Annotated in this window: 17 protein-coding genes; 16 read left to right on the plus strand and 1 reads right to left on the minus strand. The window is 62.4% G+C overall.

Going from position 1 to position 19,578, the window contains the following annotated elements; all coding sequences use genetic code 11:
• A partial coding sequence (locus tag KBB36_RS15185; protein ID WP_290982621.1) for a 2-C-methyl-D-erythritol 4-phosphate cytidylyltransferase occupies positions 1-304 on the minus strand: 304 nt, incomplete at its 3' end.
• Positions 305-432: 128 nt separating this feature from the next.
• Here KBB36_RS15185 and dusB point away from each other — a divergent pair.
• The 16 genes from dusB to tgt all read left to right on the plus strand — a co-directional run bounded on the left by dusB (position 433) and on the right by tgt (position 19,471).
• Positions 433-1,419, plus strand: coding sequence for a tRNA dihydrouridine synthase DusB (dusB, locus tag KBB36_RS15190; RefSeq protein WP_290982624.1), 987 nt, complete (start codon positions 433-435; stop codon positions 1,417-1,419).
• A 5-nt stretch (positions 1,420-1,424) separates the two neighbouring features.
• The gene (locus KBB36_RS15195) at positions 1,425-2,558 is read left to right on the plus strand and encodes an ATP-binding protein (RefSeq protein WP_290982716.1); all 1,134 of its coding nucleotides are present in this window, start codon (positions 1,425-1,427) and stop codon (positions 2,556-2,558) included.
• Positions 2,555-4,003 carry a nitrogen regulation protein NR(I) gene (ntrC, locus tag KBB36_RS15200; protein ID WP_290982626.1) on the plus strand — a complete coding sequence of 483 codons (1,449 nt, stop codon included), beginning with the start codon at positions 2,555-2,557 and terminating at the stop codon, positions 4,001-4,003. Before KBB36_RS15195 ends, ntrC begins: the two co-directional genes overlap by 4 nt.
• Before the next feature lie 61 nt (positions 4,004-4,064).
• Entirely contained in the window at positions 4,065-6,476 is a 2,412-nt protein-coding gene (locus KBB36_RS15205) for a PAS domain-containing sensor histidine kinase (RefSeq protein WP_290982629.1), read from the plus strand.
• Complete coding sequence (locus KBB36_RS15210; RefSeq protein ID WP_290982632.1) at positions 6,466-7,851, plus strand: sigma-54 dependent transcriptional regulator; 1,386 nt, start codon at positions 6,466-6,468, stop codon at positions 7,849-7,851. The genes KBB36_RS15205 and KBB36_RS15210 overlap by 11 nt, the downstream gene beginning before the upstream one ends.
• Positions 7,852-7,891: 40 nt before the next feature.
• A complete protein-coding gene (gene trkA / locus KBB36_RS15215; protein WP_290982636.1) occupies positions 7,892-9,268 on the plus strand; it encodes a Trk system potassium transporter TrkA in 1,377 nt (458 codons plus the stop codon).
• A gap of 13 nt (positions 9,269-9,281) precedes the next feature.
• Complete coding sequence (locus KBB36_RS15220; protein ID WP_290982639.1) at positions 9,282-10,175, plus strand: D-amino-acid transaminase; 894 nt, start codon at positions 9,282-9,284, stop codon at positions 10,173-10,175.
• 207 nt (positions 10,176-10,382) lie between these two features.
• A complete protein-coding gene (gene hfq / locus KBB36_RS15225) occupies positions 10,383-10,676 on the plus strand; it encodes an RNA chaperone Hfq (RefSeq protein ID WP_290982642.1) in 294 nt (97 codons plus the stop codon).
• Positions 10,677-10,731: 55 nt separating this feature from the next.
• Entirely contained in the window at positions 10,732-11,994 is a 1,263-nt protein-coding gene (gene hflX / locus KBB36_RS15230; protein ID WP_290982719.1) for a GTPase HflX, read from the plus strand.
• A 1-nt stretch (position 11,995) separates the two neighbouring features.
• Positions 11,996-12,817: an inositol monophosphatase family protein gene (locus KBB36_RS15235; protein WP_290982645.1), complete on the plus strand. Its 822-nt coding sequence runs from the start codon at positions 11,996-11,998 to the stop codon at positions 12,815-12,817.
• A gap of 139 nt (positions 12,818-12,956) precedes the next feature.
• Positions 12,957-15,701, plus strand: a complete 2,745-nt coding sequence (gene gyrA / locus KBB36_RS15240; RefSeq protein WP_290982722.1) for a DNA gyrase subunit A — start codon at positions 12,957-12,959, stop codon at positions 15,699-15,701.
• On the plus strand, positions 15,698-16,222 hold the full coding sequence (gene coaD / locus KBB36_RS15245; protein WP_290982648.1) for a pantetheine-phosphate adenylyltransferase: 525 nt from the start codon (positions 15,698-15,700) through the stop codon (positions 16,220-16,222). Before gyrA ends, coaD begins: the two co-directional genes overlap by 4 nt.
• A 110-nt stretch (positions 16,223-16,332) precedes the next feature.
• Positions 16,333-16,782, plus strand: coding sequence for a peptidylprolyl isomerase (locus tag KBB36_RS15250; protein ID WP_290982724.1), 450 nt, complete (start codon positions 16,333-16,335; stop codon positions 16,780-16,782).
• Between the two features lie 12 nt (positions 16,783-16,794).
• Positions 16,795-17,274, plus strand: coding sequence for a peptidylprolyl isomerase (locus KBB36_RS15255; protein WP_290982651.1), 480 nt, complete (start codon positions 16,795-16,797; stop codon positions 17,272-17,274).
• Between the two features lie 29 nt (positions 17,275-17,303).
• The gene (queA, locus tag KBB36_RS15260) at positions 17,304-18,350 is read left to right on the plus strand and encodes a tRNA preQ1(34) S-adenosylmethionine ribosyltransferase-isomerase QueA (protein ID WP_290982654.1); all 1,047 of its coding nucleotides are present in this window, start codon (positions 17,304-17,306) and stop codon (positions 18,348-18,350) included.
• Positions 18,347-19,471 carry a tRNA guanosine(34) transglycosylase Tgt gene (tgt, locus tag KBB36_RS15265; protein ID WP_290982657.1) on the plus strand — a complete coding sequence of 375 codons (1,125 nt, stop codon included), beginning with the start codon at positions 18,347-18,349 and terminating at the stop codon, positions 19,469-19,471. Before queA ends, tgt begins: the two co-directional genes overlap by 4 nt.
• The last annotated feature ends 107 nt before the right edge of the window (positions 19,472-19,578 follow it).

The raw sequence follows: 19,578 nt of genomic DNA on the forward strand, positions 1-19,578 counted from the left end.
GCGGTTCCGGCAGCTTGTTCAGCGCTTCCAGGCCGAAACGCACGGATTCTTGCCTGCTATCGCCACCAAAACAGGCAGCGGCCAATTTTTCGGCAGCCGGCAAGCCCTGTGTCGCGTTATAGTAGAGCGCCTGGTCGTCGGCGTGTATCACCACCTGCACGGTGCCGATGGTGGGGTGGCCGAGCGCCGCAAGCAGGCTATGCCGGATCAACGGCATGCCGCCAAGCTGCTGGTATTGTTTGGGGATTCCGCCACCGGCACGCTGGCCGCGGCCCCCGGCAACGATCAGGAAGGCGTGTTTCATGGCCGGCACCCTAGCCGAGCCGGGTTGGTTTAGGCAAATCGAATGCCGCTGAGTGAATCATGTTGCAGCGCAGTAAAATCCTCGATAACATGGTCAACAAGTGGGCAGCCAAAAGTGATGGCTAAAAAATGAGCATAGAAATTGGTTCCGTTACCATTGAGGATCCCGTCATCCTCGCGCCGATGTCGGGCGTTACCGATCTGCCGTTTCGCCGTCTGGTGAAACGCTCCGGCGCCGGGCTTGTGGTTTCCGAAATGATCGCCTCGGAAGCGATGGTGCGGTCCTCGCGCCAGTCGCTCAAGATGGCCGAAAATACGCCCGAGGAATTTCCGCTTTCCATGCAGCTTGCCGGCTGCGAAGGCCATGTCATGGCCGAGGCGGCGAAGCTGAACGAGGATAAGGGCTTTGCCATCATCGATATCAATATGGGCTGCCCGGTCAAAAAAGTGGTGAATGGCTATGCCGGTTCGGCGCTGATGCGCGATCTGGTGCATGCCAAAAGCCTGATCACCGCCACGGTCAATGCCGTGAAGCTGCCGGTGACGCTGAAGATGCGCACCGGCTGGGACGAGCAGAGCCGCAACGCACCGGAACTGGCCCGCATCGCCGAAGGTGAGGGCATCCGTATGCTGACCGTGCATGGCCGCACCCGTTGCCAGATGTATAACGGCCGCGCCGATTGGAGTTTTGTGCGCCGGGTGAAGGAAGCGGTGTCGATTCCGGTGATCGTGAATGGTGACATCACTACCTTGCAGGAAGCGCGCGATGCGTTGGATCAATCCGGCGCAGATGGCGTGATGATCGGCCGTGGCGCCTATGGCCGGCCGTGGTTCCTGAGCCAGGTGATGGCCTATCTGAAGGATGGCACCGTGCTGCCTGATCCGTCGCTGGATGAACAGCAGGCCATCGTGCTGGAACATTATGATGCCATGCTGGAATTCTACGGCATCCAGACCGGGCTGAAGATCGCCCGCAAGCATGTGGCCTGGTATTCCAAGGGATTGCCCGGTTCGGCCGATTTCCGCACCCGCATCATGCAGATCGACCAGCCCGATGCAGCGCGGCGCGCAGTGCGCGATTTCTATGCGCCGCAGCTGGATCGGCTGGCAGCGTGACCAATATGCCCGATCTGGCCGAAACCCGCCCCGTGCTCGACGCCGCCCTGGTGCTTGGCGCCATCCCGAACCCGATCCTGGTGCTGGGCAAGCAGGGCGCGATTGAATATGCCAATCCCGCTGCCGAGCAGTTTTTCGATTCCGGCCTGGCGGTGCTGTGCCGGCAGAATATCCGCGATGTGGTGCCATTCGGCAGCCCGATCCTGGAACTGGTGGGCCAGGTGCAGCGCGACCGTTACGTGGTGTCGGAATATGATGTTGACCTAGGCTCGCCGCGTATCGGCGAGCGGCTGGTGGATGTGCAGGTTTCGCCGGTGCCGGAGAAACTGGATTACGTCATCCTGCGGCTTGATGAGCGCAGCATGGCGGCCAAGATTGATCGCCAGTTGACCCATCGTGGCGCTGCCCGCTCGGTCACCGGCATGGCCGCTGTGCTGGCGCATGAAGTGAAGAACCCGCTTTCCGGTATTCGCGGCGCGGCGCAGTTGCTGGAAGCCAATGCCAATGCCGCCGACCGCGAATTGACCCGACTGATCTGCGACGAGACCGACCGTATCTGCGCCCTGGTTGATGGTATGGAAGTGTTCTCCGACAAGCGCCCGATTGAGCGCGGCCCGGTGAACATCCACCAGGTGCTGGAGCATGTGCGCAAGGTGGCGCAGGCCGGCTTTGGCAAGAATGTGCGTTTCATCGAAAAATACGACCCGTCGCTGCCGCCGGTTTTTGGCAATCGCGACCAGTTGATCCAGATTTTCCTCAATCTGGTGAAGAATGCTGCCGAAGCAATCGATGGCGAGCCGGGCGGCGAGATTACCCTGACCACGGCCTATCGTCATGGTGTGCGGCTGGCGGTGCGCGGCTCACGCGACCGCCTGCATCTGCCTCTGGAGGTGACGGTGCAGGATAACGGCCCCGGCGTGTCGGAGGATATCCGGCCCTATCTGTTTGATCCCTTTGTCACCACCAAGGCGCAAGGCTCTGGCCTGGGCCTTGCATTGGTGGCGAAGATCATCGGCGACCATGGCGGCGTGATCGAATGCGACAGCCGCCCGCGCCGTACCGTTTTCAGTGCGAGGTTGCCCGTGCATACAACGCCTTTGGAAGCCGTGGTGGCGGGCGATAGCGGAGAGCAGGTATGAGCAACAAGGGTACCATCCTGGTCGCCGACGATGATCGTTCGATCCGCACCGTGCTGGACCAGGCCCTCGGCCGCGTCGGCTATCAGGTCCGCTCCACCGGCAATGCCGCCACGTTATGGCGCTGGACCTCGGAAGGCGAGGGCGATCTGATCATCACCGATGTGGTGATGCCGGATGAAAACGGCCTCGACCTGCTGCCGCGTATCAAGCGCATCCGGCCTGATCTGCCGATCATTGTGATGAGCGCACAGAAAACTCTGCTCACCGCTGTGAAGGCGGCCGAGCGTGGTGCGTATGACTATCTGCCCAAGCCCTTCGATCTGAAGGAATTGCTGCGCGTGGTGGAACGCGCCCTGAGCCAGCCGAAGGCGGTGCAATCGGAAGCAGCCGAGGCGGCGAATGATGAGGAAAAGCTGCCGCTGATCGGCCGCTCGCCCTCGATGCAGGAAATCTATCGGGTTATGGCGCGGCTTATGGGCACCGACCTGACCGTGCTGATCTCGGGCGAGAGCGGCACCGGCAAGGAGTTGGTGGCGCGTGCGCTGCATGATTACGGCAAGCGCCGCAACGGGCCGTTTGTGGCGATCAACATGGCGGCTATCCCGCGCGAATTGATCGAATCGGAATTGTTCGGCCATGAGAAGGGCGCTTTCACCGGCGCCAATGCACGTTATGCCGGCCGCTTTGAACAATCCGAGGGCGGCACGCTGTTCCTGGATGAAATCGGCGACATGCCGATTGAGGCTCAGACCCGGCTTTTGCGGGTGTTGCAGCAGGGGGAATACACCACCGTGGGCGGCCGCACCGCGATCCGCACCGATGTGCGCATTGTCGCCGCCACCAACCGCGACCTGCGCCAGCTGGTCAATCAGGGCCTGTTCCGCGAAGATTTGTTCTACCGCCTGAATGTTGTGCCGCTGCGGCTGCCGGCCCTGCGCGAGCGCGGCGAGGATATCCCCGATCTGGTGCGGCATTTCCTCAATCAGGCGCATCAGCAGGGTTTGCCGCTCAAGGCCGTGTCGCCCGAGGCGATGGAGCGGCTGCGCCGCTATCGCTGGCCCGGCAATGTGCGCGAATTGGAGAATTTGGTGCGCCGCCTGGCCGCACTTTACGCCGAGGAAATGATCGGCTTTGAGGTGATCGAAAACGAGCTGGCCGAGCCGCCGCAGGCCGCCAGGTCGCCGGAACCGAACGAGGAAGAGACCCTCACCGGCGCCATTGAGCGCCATATCACCAAGTATTTTGCCGCCCATGGCGACGACCTGCCGCCCAATGGTCTTTATGACCGCATGCTGCGCGAGCTGGAAATCCCGCTGATCTCACTCAGCCTGGCGGCGACTCGCGGCAACCAGATCAAGGCGGCTTCCATGCTGGGCCTCAACCGCAACACCCTGCGCAAGAAGATCCGTGACCATAACATCCAGGTTATTCGTGGCTTGAAATAGCTGATCTGGTCAGGCCAGCCCGGCAGATGCCAGCCGGGCTGCGCTGGTGTAGACTGGCGCCATGAGCCTGAAAGCGCCCCGTGGCAAAAACACGATACCAGAGCAAGCCGAGATGCCGGCCGCAGCACCCGGCGTGCTGCTCTGGCGCCGGCTGGCAGATTGGGTGGAACGCCACCGGCTGATGCGGTTTGTTGAAATCGGCGTGGCGCTGGCCGCCCTGGTGCTGGGCGTTTTCACCTATATTGCCATGACCCCGGGGGCCACCCGCGAATTCACGCCGCGTGAATTCCAGTATCTGCTGTTGGCCGATCTGGTGGCCTTGCTCAGTGTTACCAGCGTGGTGGCGCGACGGTTGGTGATGCTGTGGATGCAGCGGCGCCGTGGTGTTGCCGGGTCGCGCCTGCATGCCCGCCTGGTGGTGCTGTTTGCCGCCGTGTCGTCGGCGCCGGCGGTGCTGATGTCGGTTTTTGCCATGCTGTTCTTCAATCTTGGCCTGCAAACCTGGTTCAGTGACCGGGTCAATACTGCGGTCAATGCATCGGTGGCGGTAGCGGAGGCCTATTCGCAGGAACACCGCAAGACGATCCGGGCCGACATGCTGGGCATGGCCGTGGACCTCAACCGCGAGGCGCCCAATCTGGCGCGCAGCCCGATGCGGTTTCAGCAGACCGTGCTGGCTCTGGCCGGCATACGTGGTCTGGGTGAAGCTATGGTGTTCACCTCAACCCGCGAGATCATTGCCCAGACCCGGCTCGGCATGCAGTTTGATCTTGACCAGATCACTGACAACATGTTGCAGGATGCCGCGCGCGGGCAGCTTGTATTCATCGCGGCGGATTCCGATGAACGGGTGCGCGGCCTGATGAAGCTGGATGGCTTTGTCGATGTGTTTCTCTATGTCGGCCGTTTTATTGATAGCAAGGTGCTGGCCGACCTTGAGCGGACCCGCGCGGCGGCGCTGCAATATACCCGGCTTGAAGCCGAGCGCTCGGCACTGGAAGTCCGCTTCGCCGGCCTGTTCATTCTGGTTTCGCTACTGCTGTTGCTCGCTTCGATCTGGTTTGGCCTGCTGATTGCCACGCGGCTGGCGACACCAATTGGCGAAGTGGTATCCGCTGCCGAGCGGATCAGTGCCGGCGAATTGGCGGTGCGTGTCACCGAGCGGCCGGGCAATGACGAGATAGGCAATCTGGGCCGCGCCTTCAATCGCATGACCGGCCAGCTTGCCGCGCAGCAATCCCAGCTTATCGCCGCCAATCGCCAGCTGGATGAGCGCCGCCGGTTCACTGAAACCGTGCTGTCCGGCGTTTCGGCCGGTGTGATCGGTGTTGATCTGGCCGGGCGCGTCACCCTGCCCAATCCCTCGGCTCTGCGGCTGCTGGCGGCCGAGTTTGATGAGGTGACGGGCCGCGCCTTTGTGGAAGTGGCGCCGGAAATGGCCGCGCTTTTCATCTATCTGCGCGACAATCTTGCCGAGCAGGTGGCGCGTGGCCAGGTGGTGCTGCACCGTGAAGCTGAAGCGCGCACCTTGCTGGTGCGCATGGCGCGCGAAGTCACCGGCAACGAATTGTTGGGTTATGTGGTCACTTTTGATGATGTGACCGAGCTGGTGGCGGCGCAGCGAAATGCCGCCTGGGCCGATATTGCCCGTCGCATCGCACATGAGATCAAGAACCCGCTCACCCCGATCCAGCTTTCCGCCGAGCGGCTGAAACGTAAATATCTCAAGGAAGTCACCACCGATCCGGAGATTTTTGCGCAATGCACTGACACCATCATCCGCCAGGTTGGCGATATCGGCCGCATGGTGGATGAATTTTCCGCCTTCGCCCGCATGCCGCGCCCGGTATATCGCGACGAGGATTTGACCCAGATATTGCGCCAGGCGATTTTCATGCAGCAGGTGGCGCGCGCCGATGTGCAATTTGAAAGCCGCCTGCCGATTGAACCGGTGCCGCTGCGCTGCGATGCGCGGCAACTGGCCCAGGTGATGACCAATCTGTTGCAGAATGCGCTGGATGCGATTGATGGCCGCGAGCGCAGCGGCGAAGTGGCGTTGGAGCGCGGGTTGGTGCGGGTGGAGTTGCGCCTGGAGCCGGGCGATAGCGCAAATGAGGCCCAGGTGCTGATTCTGGATAACGGCCGTGGCCTGCCGGCTGAATTGCGCGGCCGGCTATTTGAGCCCTATGTGACCACCCGCGCCAAGGGCACCGGGCTCGGCCTGGCCATTGTCAAGAAGATCATCGAGGAGCATGGCGGCCAGATTGCCCTGGAAGATGCCCGGGCGTTTGATCCGCAAATGAAAAGTGGTAGCTTGGCGCGGATTCGGATGCCGCTCGGTGCCATGCCGGGCCACAGGTCAGCAGATGGCGGCGAACAGCAGGCGGGTGGGGATCGGCAGGCAGACGAAATGCAGGGCGGCGGAAAGCTGATTGGCGTTAACATGCTTGGTGTAAACCGACATGGCGCGTGACATTCTGATCGTCGACGACGAAGCGGATATCCGCAATCTTATCAGCGGCATTCTCGAGGACGAGGGCTATGAAACCCGCATGGCCGGCGATTCAGATGCCGCCTTGCGCGAGGTCGATTCACGCCGGCCCAATGCGGTGATCCTGGATATATGGCTGCAAGGCAGCCGGCTCGATGGTCTGGAAATCCTCGACCGCATCACCCGCGATCATCCCAATGTGCCGGTGCTCATCATTTCCGGCCACGGCAATGTGGAAACGGCGGTTTCCGCCATCAAGCGTGGCGCCTACGATTACATCGAGAAGCCGTTCAAGAGCGACCGCTTGCTTTTGCTGGTGGAGCGCGCACTTGAACAGGCGCGGCTACGGCGGGAAAACGAGGAACTGCGCCAGCGTTCCGGCGGCAGCACTGAGATGATTGGGCAATCGCCGGCCATCAATGCCTTGCGCCAGGCCATTGACCGTGTGGCACCGAGCAATAGCCGCGTGCTGATTTCGGGGCCGGCTGGCTCGGGCAAGGAATTGGTGGCGCGATTGCTGCACAACCGTTCGCGGCGTGCCGGCGGCCGGCTGGTGGCACTGAATGCGGCGGCGATGACGCCTGAGCGGATGGAAACCGAATTATTCGGCATCGAGGAACAGGGCGGCACGCATCGGGTTGGCGTGCTGGAAGAAGCCCATGGCGGCACGCTGTTCCTGGATGAAGTGGCCGATATGCCGCTGGAAACCCAGGCCAAGATTTTGCGTGTGCTGACCGAGCAGAGTTTTGAGCGCGTTGGCGGCCGCAATCGGGTGCAGGTGGATGTGCGCGTGGTCAGCGGCACCAGCCATGATCTCGCTGCCCGTGTGCAGCAGGGTTTGTTCCGCCAGGATTTGTATCATCGCCTCAACGTGGTGCCGCTGAAAGTGCCAGCCTTGCGTGATCGGCGTGAGGATATCCCGCTGCTGGCAAAACACTTTGCCAAATCCGAGGCGCATCGTCAGGGGGTGCCGGAACGCGAACTGGCCGAGGATGCGTTGCTGGCGCTGCAATCGGCGGAATGGCCGGGCAATGTGCGCGAATTGCGCAATGCCGTGGCCCGCTTGCTGATCATGATGCCAGGCGAACAGCGTGGCGCAATCCATGCAGATATGCTGCCCGCCGATCTTGGCGCCACGCCGCCGGTGGCGTTGCGGCCGGAAACAACAACCGAAGTGATGGCATTGCCGTTGCGCGATGCGCGAGAGGTGTTTGAGCGCGAATACCTGCTGGCGCAGATCACGCGCTTTGGCGGCAATGTGTCGCGCACCGCCAGTTTTATCGGCATGGAGCGTTCGGCATTGCATCGTAAACTCAAGGCGCTTGGTGTTGCCAACCTTGATCGCAATGGCGGTTAAGGCATTGGGCAACCGTAAGCATCGGCGGGGTAGGTAGGCTATGAAGGTCATCGTCTGCGGTGCCGGCCTGGTAGGCACCACCATTGCGCGCCAGCTTGCTGCCGAGGGCAACGAGGTGACGGTGATCGACCAGTCGCCGGAGCAGGCCCATAAGGTGGCCGAAACCTACGATCTGCGCTCCATTGTTGGCCATGCCTCGCATCCCGATGTGCTGGATCGTGCCGGCGCCGCCGATGCCGACATGCTGATCGCGGTGACCTATGCCGACGAGGTCAACATGATCGCCTGCGAAGTGGCGCGCGCGATCTTCAAGGTGCCGACCAAGATTGCCCGCATCCGGGCGCAGAGTTATCTCAAGCCGGAATGGTCTGACCTTTTCAACGGCGAGAATATCTCGATTGATTATATCATCTCGCCCGAGATTGAGGTGGCGCGGGCCATCCATCGCCGCATCCTGACGCCAGGCGCGTTTGACATGATCCCGTTTGCCGGCGACCGGCTGCGCCTGATTGGCGTGCGGCTGGAAGAGGAATGCCCGGTCATCAACACGCCGCTGCGCCAGCTCACCGAATTGTTCCCCGATCTCAACATCAATGTCTGCGGCATCATGCGCAACGACGAGATGAGCGTGCCGGGGGGCGACGATCATCTTGAAGCCGGCGACGAGATTTATTTCCTTGCCATGTCGGATCATGTGCAGCGGGCCATGCGGCTATTCGGCCATGAGGAGCGCGAGGCGCGCCGCCTGGTGCTGGCTGGCGGCGGCAATATCGGCCTGTTCCTGGCGCGTGAGATCGAGGCGCAGGAAGCTTCGGTCAACCTCAAGGTGATCGAGGCCAGCAAGGCGCGGGCCGAAAGCATTGCCAGCCAGTTGAACAATGCCGTGGTGATCCAGGGCGATACGCTGGATATGGATATTCTCAACGAGGCCAAGATCGGCAGCGCCGAGGCGATCATCGCGCTGACCAATGATGATGAGGTGAATATCCTGGCCTCGCTGCTGGCCAAGCGCGCCGGTTGCCAGCGCGCCATCACGCTGGTGAATAATCCGGCCTATGAAAACCTGATCGGCTCGCTTGGCATCGATGTGGTGGTGAACCCACGCTCCACTACGGTTTCCTCGATCTTGCAGCATGTGCGGCGTGGCCGTATTCGCGGGGTGCATTCCCTGCGCGATGGCGCGGCCGAGGTGGTGGAGGCGGTGGCTATTCAGACCAGCGCCCTGGTTGGCAAGCCGCTGCGCGAGTTGAAGCTGCCGGATGGCATCATGATCGGCGCCGTGGTGCGGGCCGATGAAGTGATCATCGCGCGCGGCGATCATGAGATCGAGGCCGGCGACCGACTGATCCTGTTTGTGCGCAAGGATGCGGTGAAGAAGGTGGAGAAACTCTTCGCCGTGCGCCTGGAATTTTTCTGAGGGAGTGGGCCGGATGAGCCGCGTGGTTTATGTCAATGGCAGCTACAGGCCGTATCACAATGCAGCGGTGCATGTGGAGGATCGAGGCTTCCAATTCGCCGATGGTGTTTATGAGGTGATTGCCATCATTGATGGCCGGCTGGTGGATGAGGAAGGCCATCTGGTGCGCCTGGAGCGCAACCTGGATGAATTGCGCATTGATCATCCGATGAGCCGCGCCGCGCTGCGCGTGGTGTTCGCTGAAACCATCCGGCGCAACCGGGTGCGGCATGGCAGCCTCTATGTGCAGATCACGCGCGGCGCGGCGCGGCGCGAATTTCCGTTCCCGGAAGCCATTCGCCCGACTTTGGTGGCGATTGCGCGGTCGCTGGATTGGGCCAAGGTGGCGGCCAATGCGGCCAAGGGCGTGGCGGCGATCACGGCCCCTGATCTGCGCTGGGCGCGCTGCGATATAAAGAGCGTCGGCCTGCTGCCGGCGGCTTTGGCCAAGCAGGCGGCCAAGGAAGCCGGCGCTTATGAAGCCTGGCTGGTCGACGAGGCCGGGCTGGTGACCGAGGGCAGTTCGTCGAATGCCTGGATTGTCACCCGGGATGGTGTGCTGGTGACGCGCCAGCTTGATCGGGCCATTCTCAGCGGCATCACCCGCTCGGCGATCCTGGCCTTGGCCGAAGCCGAGGGTCTGCGGGTTGAGCAGCGTGGCTTTACGCCTGAGGAGGTGTTTGCCGCCCGCGAGGCCTTTGTCAGTTCCACCACGTCTTTTGTCATGCCGATCACCAGCCTTGACGGTCGGCCGATCGGCAATGGCGCACCGGGTCTGCTAGCCGGTAAATTGCGTTTGCTTTATGAGGCTTATGCCGGCTCGCAAGCTGCGGGCGCACTGCCTTCGGCGCCGTATCTGGCGCCCTGAACCGGCAAATCGGCATTATGTTGCAGTGCGGCATCGGGTCGCGGTGGCGGCCTCGGGCCGTATCGGCCATTGTTTTGCCACACTTGCCCGCTATTCTAGTAGTATTGGTATTGCACGGTCGGCTTCGATAACCGCCCGGACTTTTGGCACTGCCGAAACAAAAAAAACAAAGAACGCGAGAACTACAAAAAAATGAAAGGTCCAAAGATGGCCGCCGAAAAGCCGCAAAACGTCCAGGACGTTTTCCTCAACCACATCCGCAAGACCAAGACCCCGGTCACCGTCTTTCTGGTCAATGGCGTCAAGTTGCAGGGTATCATCAGCTGGTTTGACAATTTCTCGGTGCTGCTGCGCCGTGATGGTCACATGCAGCTGGTTTACAAGCATGCGATTTCCACCGTGATGCCGTCGGGCCCGATCCAGTTGTTTGATCCGAATGCCCAGGCTGGTGCTGCGCCGGCCGGTGGCGCTGCAGCCGGTGGTGCCGGCCCGGCCGATTGAGCCCTTGACCGAGCCAACCGATAGCCCGGCCGATCCGAAAGGCGCCGGCCGGGCGCTGGTCATTCACCCCGTTCTGAAGGGCGCCAGCCCGGAGAAACGCCAGCCGGAAGCCCGGTTGGCGGAGGCCGTTGGCTTGACCCGCGCCATCGATCTGGATGTGCAGCATGCCGAGGTGGTGAATGTTTCCGCCTGGCGTCCAGGCACCCTGATCGGCCCCGGCAAGGTGGAGGAACTGGCGCAGTATATCCACGATAATCCGGTGGATGTGGTGGTGGTGGATGCCGCCGTCACGCCGGTGCAGCAGCGCAACCTGGAGCGTGGCCTGAAGGCCAAGGTGATTGATCGCACCGGCCTGATCCTGGAGATTTTTGGCGCCCGCGCGCGCACCCGCGAGGGCCGCTTGCAGGTGGAACTGGCGCATCTGACCTATCAGCGGTCACGCCTGGTGCGGTCGTGGACCCATCTTGAGCGTCAGCGTGGCGGCTTCGGCTTCCTCGGCGGCCCTGGCGAAAGCCAGCTTGAAATGGATCGCCGCATCATCGGCGACCGCATTGTGCGCATCAAGGCCGAACTGGAGCATGTGGTCACCACGCGCGGCCTGCATCGCCGGGCGCGGCAGAAGGTGCCATATCCGGTGGTCGCCCTTGTGGGCTATACCAATGCCGGCAAATCGACATTGTTCAACCGGCTGACCAAGGCGGATGTGTTTGCCAAGGATTTGCTGTTTGCCACGCTGGATCCCACCATGCGCGTGGTCAAGCTGCCATCCGGCCGCCGGGTGATCCTGTCGGATACGGTGGGCTTCATTTCCGATCTGCCGACCCATCTGGTGGCCGCCTTCCGTGCCACGCTGGAAGAGGTGATCGCCGCCGATCTGGTGCTGCATGTGCGCGACATGGCGCATCCCGATTGGGCGGCGCAGGGCAGCGATGTGGATGCGGTGCTGGCCTCGCTTGGCATCAATGCCACGTCGGGCCACAAGCTGTTGCAGGCCTGGAACAAGATCGACCAGCTGGATGCCGAGGGCCGCGAGGCGTTGCTCAACCAGGCCGACCGGCAGGACGATGTGGTGGCGATTTCGGCCCTGGATGGCAGCGGTTGCGAAGCCCTTCTGGCGCGGATTGAACAGCGCCTCGGCGACGACCGGGTTAATCTTGACCTGACCCTGCCGGCTGCCGATGGCGCCGCACTGGCCTGGCTGCATCGCCATGGCGAGGTGCGCAGCCTGAGCGAAAAGGATGGCCTGCTGCATCTGGCAGTCAGTCTCAGCCCGGGCGAGTATGGTCGCTGGCAAAAGCGGCAACAGCAGGGAGCTTGAGATGATCGACATGATGGCGGTGAACCGGCTGCTGGTGGATGCGGCGCGGGAAACCATCCTGCCGCATTTCCGCCGCCTCAAGGCCGGCGATATCGATACCAAGGCAGGGCCGCATGATGTGGTGACGGTGGCCGACAAGGCCGCCGAAGCCTGGCTGACGCCAAAGCTGATGGCCTTGCTGCCGGATTCCGTTGTGGTGGGCGAGGAAGCAGCCAGTGCCGATGAGACGATCATGGATGCCCTGCGTCGTCCCGGCAGCGCCTGGCTGATTGATCCGGTGGATGGCACCGCCAATTTTGCCGTTGGCTCGCCGCTTTTTGCCGTGATGGTGACATTGGTGCGCGATGGCGATGCGGTGGCAAGCTGGATTCACGATCCGGTGCGGCATGTCACGGCGATGGCGCGCCAGGGCCAGGGTGCCTGGATGCTGGAAGCCGATGGCAGCGAGCGCCGCTTCCGCCTGCCCAAGCCGCCCAGTCTGGCGCATATTTCCGGCGCGCCGAATATCCGCTATGGCGACCGCGATTTCGCCGCCGGTATCGCGCATCGGCTGGATCGCACCGCCGGTGTGATGATCCTGCGCTGCGCCGGCCAGGAATATCTCGCCATCGCCGAAGGTCAGATCCATTACGCGGTCTACAATCGCGCTCTGCCATGGGACCATGCCGCCGGCTGCCTGCTGATCTGCGAGGCTGGCGGCGTCGCCAAACGGCTGGATGGCAGTGCTTATCGCGCCGCTGACAAACCCTGGGGCAGCCCGCTGGTTGCCGCCTGCGGCGATGAGCAATGGAATTGGCTGAAAACGGGTCTTTTCTCGACCTGATTTGGGGTGCGAAGAAGCCCCCCCCAGCGTTGCCCCTGAGGGGTGGGATATGGTAGCTTCCGAGGCCTGATTCCGCCGCGCCAGACGTGGTTGAATCGAGGTTGGAATTGTCCTACGCCGCAACCTCCCGGAATTCCCAATAGTGACCGATCAGCCGCCGCTTCCGCACGATATTCAGCCGATCTCCATCGAGCAGGAGATGCAGCGCAGCTATCTCGGCTATGCGATGAGTGTCATCGTCTCACGCGCTCTGCCTGATGCGCGAGATGGCCTCAAGCCGGTGCATCGCCGCATCCTCTATGCAATGCAGGAAAGCGGCTACACATCCGACAAGCCTTATCGCAAATCGGCCCGCATCGTCGGCGATGTGATGGGTAAGTATCACCCGCATGGCGACCAGTCGATCTACGATGCCATGGTGCGCATGGCGCAGCCTTTCTCCATGGGGCTGATGCTGCTGGATGGGCAGGGTAATTTTGGCTCGATGGACGGCGATCCGCCGGCGGCGATGCGCTACACCGAAATCCGCCTGGCCAAGACCGCAGAAGCCATGCTGGACGATATCGACAAGGATACGGTCGATTTCCAGCTTAATTACGATGACAGCACCCGGGAACCCACGGTGCTGCCGGCGCAATTCCCCAATCTGCTGGTGAATGGCGCCAACGGCATCGCCGTTGGCATGGCCACCAACATCCCGCCGCATAATCTGGGCGAAGTGGTGGATGCCGCCTGCGCCTATATCGACAATCCGGATATTACGCTGGATCAGTTACTGGATATCCTGCCGGCGCCGGATTTTCCCACCGGAGGCATCATCCTGGGCCGCGCCGGGGCCAAGGCGGCGATGTATACCGGGCGTGGCTCGGTGGTGGTGCGTGGCCGCGCCGTGATCGAGGAAATCCGCAAAGACCGCGAAGCCATCATCATCACGGAAGTGCCCTACCAGGTGAACAAGGCCACCATGGTGGAGAAGATTGCCGAAGCCGTGCGCTCCAAGCGTATCGAAGGCATTGCCGATCTGCGTGATGAATCCGACCGCGATGGCGTGCGCGTGGTGGTGGAGTTGAAACGCGATGCCATGGGCGAGGTGGTGTTGAACCAGCTCTACCGCTTCACGCCGCTGCAAACCTCGTTCGGCGTCAACATGCTGGCGCTGAATGGCGGCAAGCCGGAATTGCTCAATGTGAAGCAGTTGCTTGGCGCCTTTGTTGATTTCCGCGAGGAAGTGATCTCGCGCCGCACCCGTTTCCTGCTCAACAAGGCGCGTGACCGCGCCCATGTGTTGGTGGGGCTGGCGATTGCGGTGGCTAATATCGACGAGGTGATTGCGGTGATCCGCGCCGCCCCCGATCCGGCCTCGGCGCGTGAGAAGCTGATGACCCGGCTATGGCCGGCCAGCGATGTGGCGTCGATGATTGCGCTGATCGATGATCCCAGCCATCGCGTGGTGGATGGGCATTACCGCCTGTCGGAAACCCAGGCGCGCGCCATTCTTGATCTGCGTTTGCAGCGCCTGACGGCCCTGGGCCGCGACGAAATCGGCGACGAGATGCAGCAGCTTGCCGTGCAGATCAACGAATATCTCGCCCTGCTGGCGGATCGCAGCAAGCTGATGGCTTTGCTGCGCGGCGAATTGGTGGCAGTGCGGGATCGCTTCTCGGTACCGCGCCGCACCGAAATTCAGGATCTCGAATTTGAGGCCGATGCCGAAGACCTGATCCAGCGCGAGGATATGGTGGTGACGGTGAGCCATGCCGGCTACGTCAAGCGCACGCCGCTTTCCACCTATCGCACGCAGAAGCGTGGTGGCAAGGGCCGCTCGGGCATGGCCACCAAGGAAGAGGATTTTGTCACCGAGCTGTTCGTGGCCAACACGCATCAGCCGGTGCTGTTCTTCTCCAATATCGGCCGCGTCTACAAGATGAAAATCTACCGCCTGCCGATAGGCAACCCGCAATCGCGCGGCAAGGCTTTCGTCAACCTGCTGCCGCTTTCGGAAGGCGAGAAGATCGCCGTGGTGATGCCGTTGCCGGAGGATGAGGCAAGCTGGGGCAATCTGCATGTCGCCTTTGCCACCGCCAAAGGCTATGTGCGGCGCAACGATCTGTCGGATTTTGTCTCGATCAATGCCGGCGGCAAGATCGCGATGAAGTTCGAGGGCGAGGATGCCGACGACCAATTGGTGGCGGTGCGGTCCTGTTCAGACCAGGATGATATCCTGCTGGCCAGCCATCAGGGCAAGTGTATCCGTTTCCCGGTTTCGGATGTGCGCAGTTTCCAGAGCCGTTCCTCCACCGGCGTGCGCGGCATGAAGCTGGCCGATGGCGACCGCGTGATCTCGATGTCGATCCTGCGCCATGTCGACGTGACCGCCGAGGAGCGTGAGGCTTATGGCCGCCGCAAATCGGCGCTGGAGCGTATCGAAGCCGGCGAAAGCGGCGTGGAATTGCCGAGCGAAATGTCGGCCGAGCGTTTCACCGCCTTGCAGGCTGCCGAGCAGGTGTTGCTGACCGTTACCGAAAAGGGCTATGGCAAGCGCAGTTCGGCCTATGAATACCGCGTTACTGGCCGTGGCGGCTCGGGCATCATCAATATCGAGACCACGGCGAAGAATGGCGATGTGGCTGCCACCTTCCCGGTGGAGCATGGCGACCAGATCATGCTGGTGACCGATGGTGGCCAGTTGATCCGCTGCCCGGTGGACGATATCCGCATTGCCGGGCGCAACACCCAGGGCGTCATCATCTTCAAACTCGCGGAAGGCGAGAAGGTGGCGTCGGTTGCACATCTGACCGATAATGGCCAGGCCGATGAAGGCGGTGGTGACGATGGTGACGCGGGTGATGCGGCGCCAGGGGGAGAAGAGGGAAGCGACGCATGAGCAAGACCCGTATCGGGCTGTATCCGGGCACGTTTGACCCGGTGACCAAGGGGCATTACGACATCATCAAGCGCGCCGCCAAGCTGGTGGACAAACTGGTGGTGGGCGTGGCGGTGAATGCCGGCAAGGGGCCGCTTTTCTCGCTTGAGGAGCGCGTTGCCATGGTGCGCGAGGAAATCGGGCCGTTAATGCCCGGTGCCACTGAATTTGAGGTCAAGCCGTTTTCCAACCTGCTGATGCATTTTGCCATGGATATCGGCGCGGCAGTGATCATCCGCGGCCTGCGCGCGGTGTCGGATTTTGAATATGAATTCCAGATGGTGGGCATGAATGCCCGGCTCAATTCCGAGATTGAGACCGTGTTCCTGATGGCATCCGACAACCACCAGTTCATCGCCTCGCGCCTGGTGAAGGAAATCGGCATTCTGGGCGGCGATGTGGCGCCGTTTGTGTCGCCGCGTGTGGCCGAGCGGCTGCTGACCCGGGTGGCGGCGGTGAAAGCGGCGGAGAAGCCGGAATGATACGCCGCAGCTTTCTGAACCGCTCCCTGGCCCTGCTGGCCGCCCTGCCGTTTGCCAATCTGCCCTTTGCCGCCAAGGCCCAGGCGACCGATCCGGAAAACACGTTGTTCATGGAACTGGAATGGGGCCGGGTGGTGATTGCCATGCGGCCCGATCTGGCGCCCCGGCATGTGGCGCGGATCAAGGAACTGACCCGCAAGGGCTTTTATGATGGCGTTGTGTTCCATCGCGTGATTCGCGGCTTTATGGCGCAGACTGGCGACCCCACCGGCACCGGCGGCGGCGGTTCGGGCCAGAAGCTAATGGCCGAATTCAACAACGAACGCCATGTGCGCGGCACGGTTTCGATGGCTCGCACCAACGATCCGAACAGTGCCGACAGCCAGTTTTTCATCTGCCTGGATGCCGCGCCGCATCTCGACCGGCAATATACCGCCTGGGGCAAGGTGGTTTCGGGTATGGAATTTGTTGACAACATCAAGAAGGGGGCGCCGGGCAGTGGCCAGGTCAGCAACCCTGACAAGATTATTCGGATGCGCGTAGCCGCCGACGTGAAATAAAAGGAACCCCTTATGAGCGCCGATCTCGAAAACACCCTCTATCTCGAACTCAAGGGCGGCCGCGTCACCATCGCGCTCAAGCCCGATCTGGCGCCCAAGCATGTGGCACGGATCAAGGAACTGGCCCGTCTGCATTTTTATGATGGCCTCAAATTCCACCGGGTGATCGAGGGTTTTATGGCGCAGACCGGCTGCCCAAAAGGCACCGGCACCGGCGGCTCGGGGCAAAATCTGAAAGCCGAATTCAATGATGCACCGCATATGCGCGGTACCTGCTCGATGGCCCGCGCGCAGCATCCGGATAGCGCCGACAGCCAGTTCTTCATCTGCTTCGATGATGCCCGTTTCCTGGATGGTCAATATACCGTCTGGGGTCAGGTGACCGAGGGCATGGAATTTGTCGACGGCATCAAGCGCGGCAGCCAGCGCGATAATGGCGCGGTGACCGATCCGGACAAGATCGTCAGCCTGCGCGTTGCCGCCGACGTCTGATCAATCCAGGGCCACGCGGCCCGGCCAAAATGCTGGTAGATGATTTTGACTTCGCCCTGCCGGCGCATCTGGTCGCCGAGCGGCCAGCCGTGCCGCGAGATGCCGCGCGCCTGCTGCTGTGGCCGGGTGACGGCGCCGAGCATAGCGTGCGCGATCTGCCCGATCTGCTGCGGCCGGGCGATCTGCTGGTATTCAACGATACCAAGGTGATTCCGGCGCGGCTCTATGGCCGGCGCGAGCGCGAGCCTTTTGTGGCTGCCGAAGCCCTGTTGCTGAAAGCCCTGGGCGGGCGGCTATGGTCGGTCATGGCCAAGCCGGCGCGGCGTTTCAAGCCGGGCGATGCGCTGCTGTTCGAGGGCGGCTTGCGCGCCGAGGTGGCCGAGAAGGGTGCGGGCGTGGATGGCCTGGTGCTGCGCTTCGACCGCGATGATGCCGCCGTGCTGGCCGCGCTGGAGCAGAGCGGCGCCATGCCTCTGCCGCCCTATATCGTGGCGCAGCGCCGTGCCGATGCCCGCGACCGCGAGGATTATCAGACCGTCTATGCCGCCCGTGCCGGCGCCATCGCAGCGCCCACGGCGGGTTTGCATTTCACGCCAGAGCTGCTTGCGGCCCTGGCGGCGCGTGGCATTGCCCAGGCGAGTGTCACCCTGCATGTCGGCGCCGGCACCTTCCTGCCGGTGAAAGCCGAGCGGGTGGCCGAGCATCGTATGCATGCCGAATGGGGCGAGGTAAGCCCGGCCACGGCAGCGGCAATTGCCAAGACCCGGGCGGTGGGCGGCCGTGTTGTGGCGGTTGGCACCACCAGCCTGCGCCTGCTGGAAACCGCAGCACGCGAAAGCGGCGATGTCGTGGCTTGGAGCGGCGACACCGATATTTTCATCACGCCGGGCTTCCAGTTCCGCGCCGTGGATGTGCTGATGACCAATTTCCACCTGCCGCGCTCCACCCTGGTGATGCTGGTGGCGGCTTTCATCGGCTGGCCCGAACAGCGCGCGCTGTATGCCCGCGCCATTGCCGAGGGCTATCGTTTCTATTCCTATGGCGATTCGTCGCTGCTGTTCCGGAACCCGTCATGAGCCTGAATTTTTCCGTCCTTGCCCAAGATGGCGCGGCCCGGCTGGGCAAGCTGGATACCGCACATGGCGTTATCGACACGCCGGTTTTTATGCCGGTGGGCACCGCTGCCACGGTGAAGGCGATGACACCGGCGGCAGTGGCTGCCACCGGGGCGCAGATCATCCTTGGCAACACTTACCATCTCATGCTGCGGCCAGGCGCCGAGCGCGTCGCGAAGCTGGGCGGCCTGCATAAATTCATGCATTGGCCGGGGCCGATCCTGACCGATTCCGGTGGCTTCCAGGTCATGTCGCTGGGGCAGTTATCGAAGGTCACAGAACGCGGCGTGGCGTTCCAGTCGCATATCGATGGCGCAAAATATGATCTGACGCCGGAACGCTCGGTTGAGATTCAGGATTTGCTCGACGCCACCATCACCATGCAGCTTGATGAATGCGTGGCCTATCCAGCGGAAGCCAAGCGCGCCGCCGATGCCATGCGGCTGTCCCTGCGCTGGGCCGAACGCTGCAAGGCGGCGTTCCGCGACCGGGCGGGCTATGGCCTGTTCGGCATTGTGCAAGGCAGCACCTTTGCCGATTTGCGCGCCGAGTCTGCGGCTGGTCTGCAAGCCATCGGCTTTGATGGTTATGCCATTGGCGGCTTGGCCGTGGGCGAGCCGCAGGAAGCCATGTTTGAAACGCTGGATCATACCGTGCCGCATCTGACGCCGGATCGGCCGCGTTATCTGATGGGCGTGGGCAAACCCTCCGACCTGGTGGGGGCGGTGCTGCGCGGCGTGGATATGTTCGATTGTGTGCTGCCAACCCGCTCCGGCCGCACCGGCCAGGCCTTCACCCGGCGCGGCACGGTGAATATCCGCAATGCCCGCCATGCCGAAGACCCGCGCCCGCTCGATGAAGAATGCCGCTGCCCGGCCTGCACCCATCACAGCCGCGCCTATCTGCATCATCTGGTGCGCTCAAACGAAATTCTCGGCAGCGTGCTGATGACCTGGCATAACCTGACCTATTTCCAGGATCTGATGGCCGGCATGCGCGCCGCCATCGGCGCCGGCCGCTTGCAGGCTTTTGCCGCCGATTTTGCTGCCGGCCAAGCCTTGGGCGATATAGACCCGCTGTGACATGGACAAGCTAAAGCGCCATGCCAGGGTGTTCGGTATCGCGCTGATTTTCGCCATGCTGGCCTATGGCCTGGCGCATCTGGCGGTGTGGCTGACCCGGCATTGGT

The sequence above is a fragment of the Ferrovibrio sp. genome (assembly GCF_017994015.1).
Lineage (GTDB): Bacteria > Pseudomonadota > Alphaproteobacteria > Ferrovibrionales > Ferrovibrionaceae > Ferrovibrio.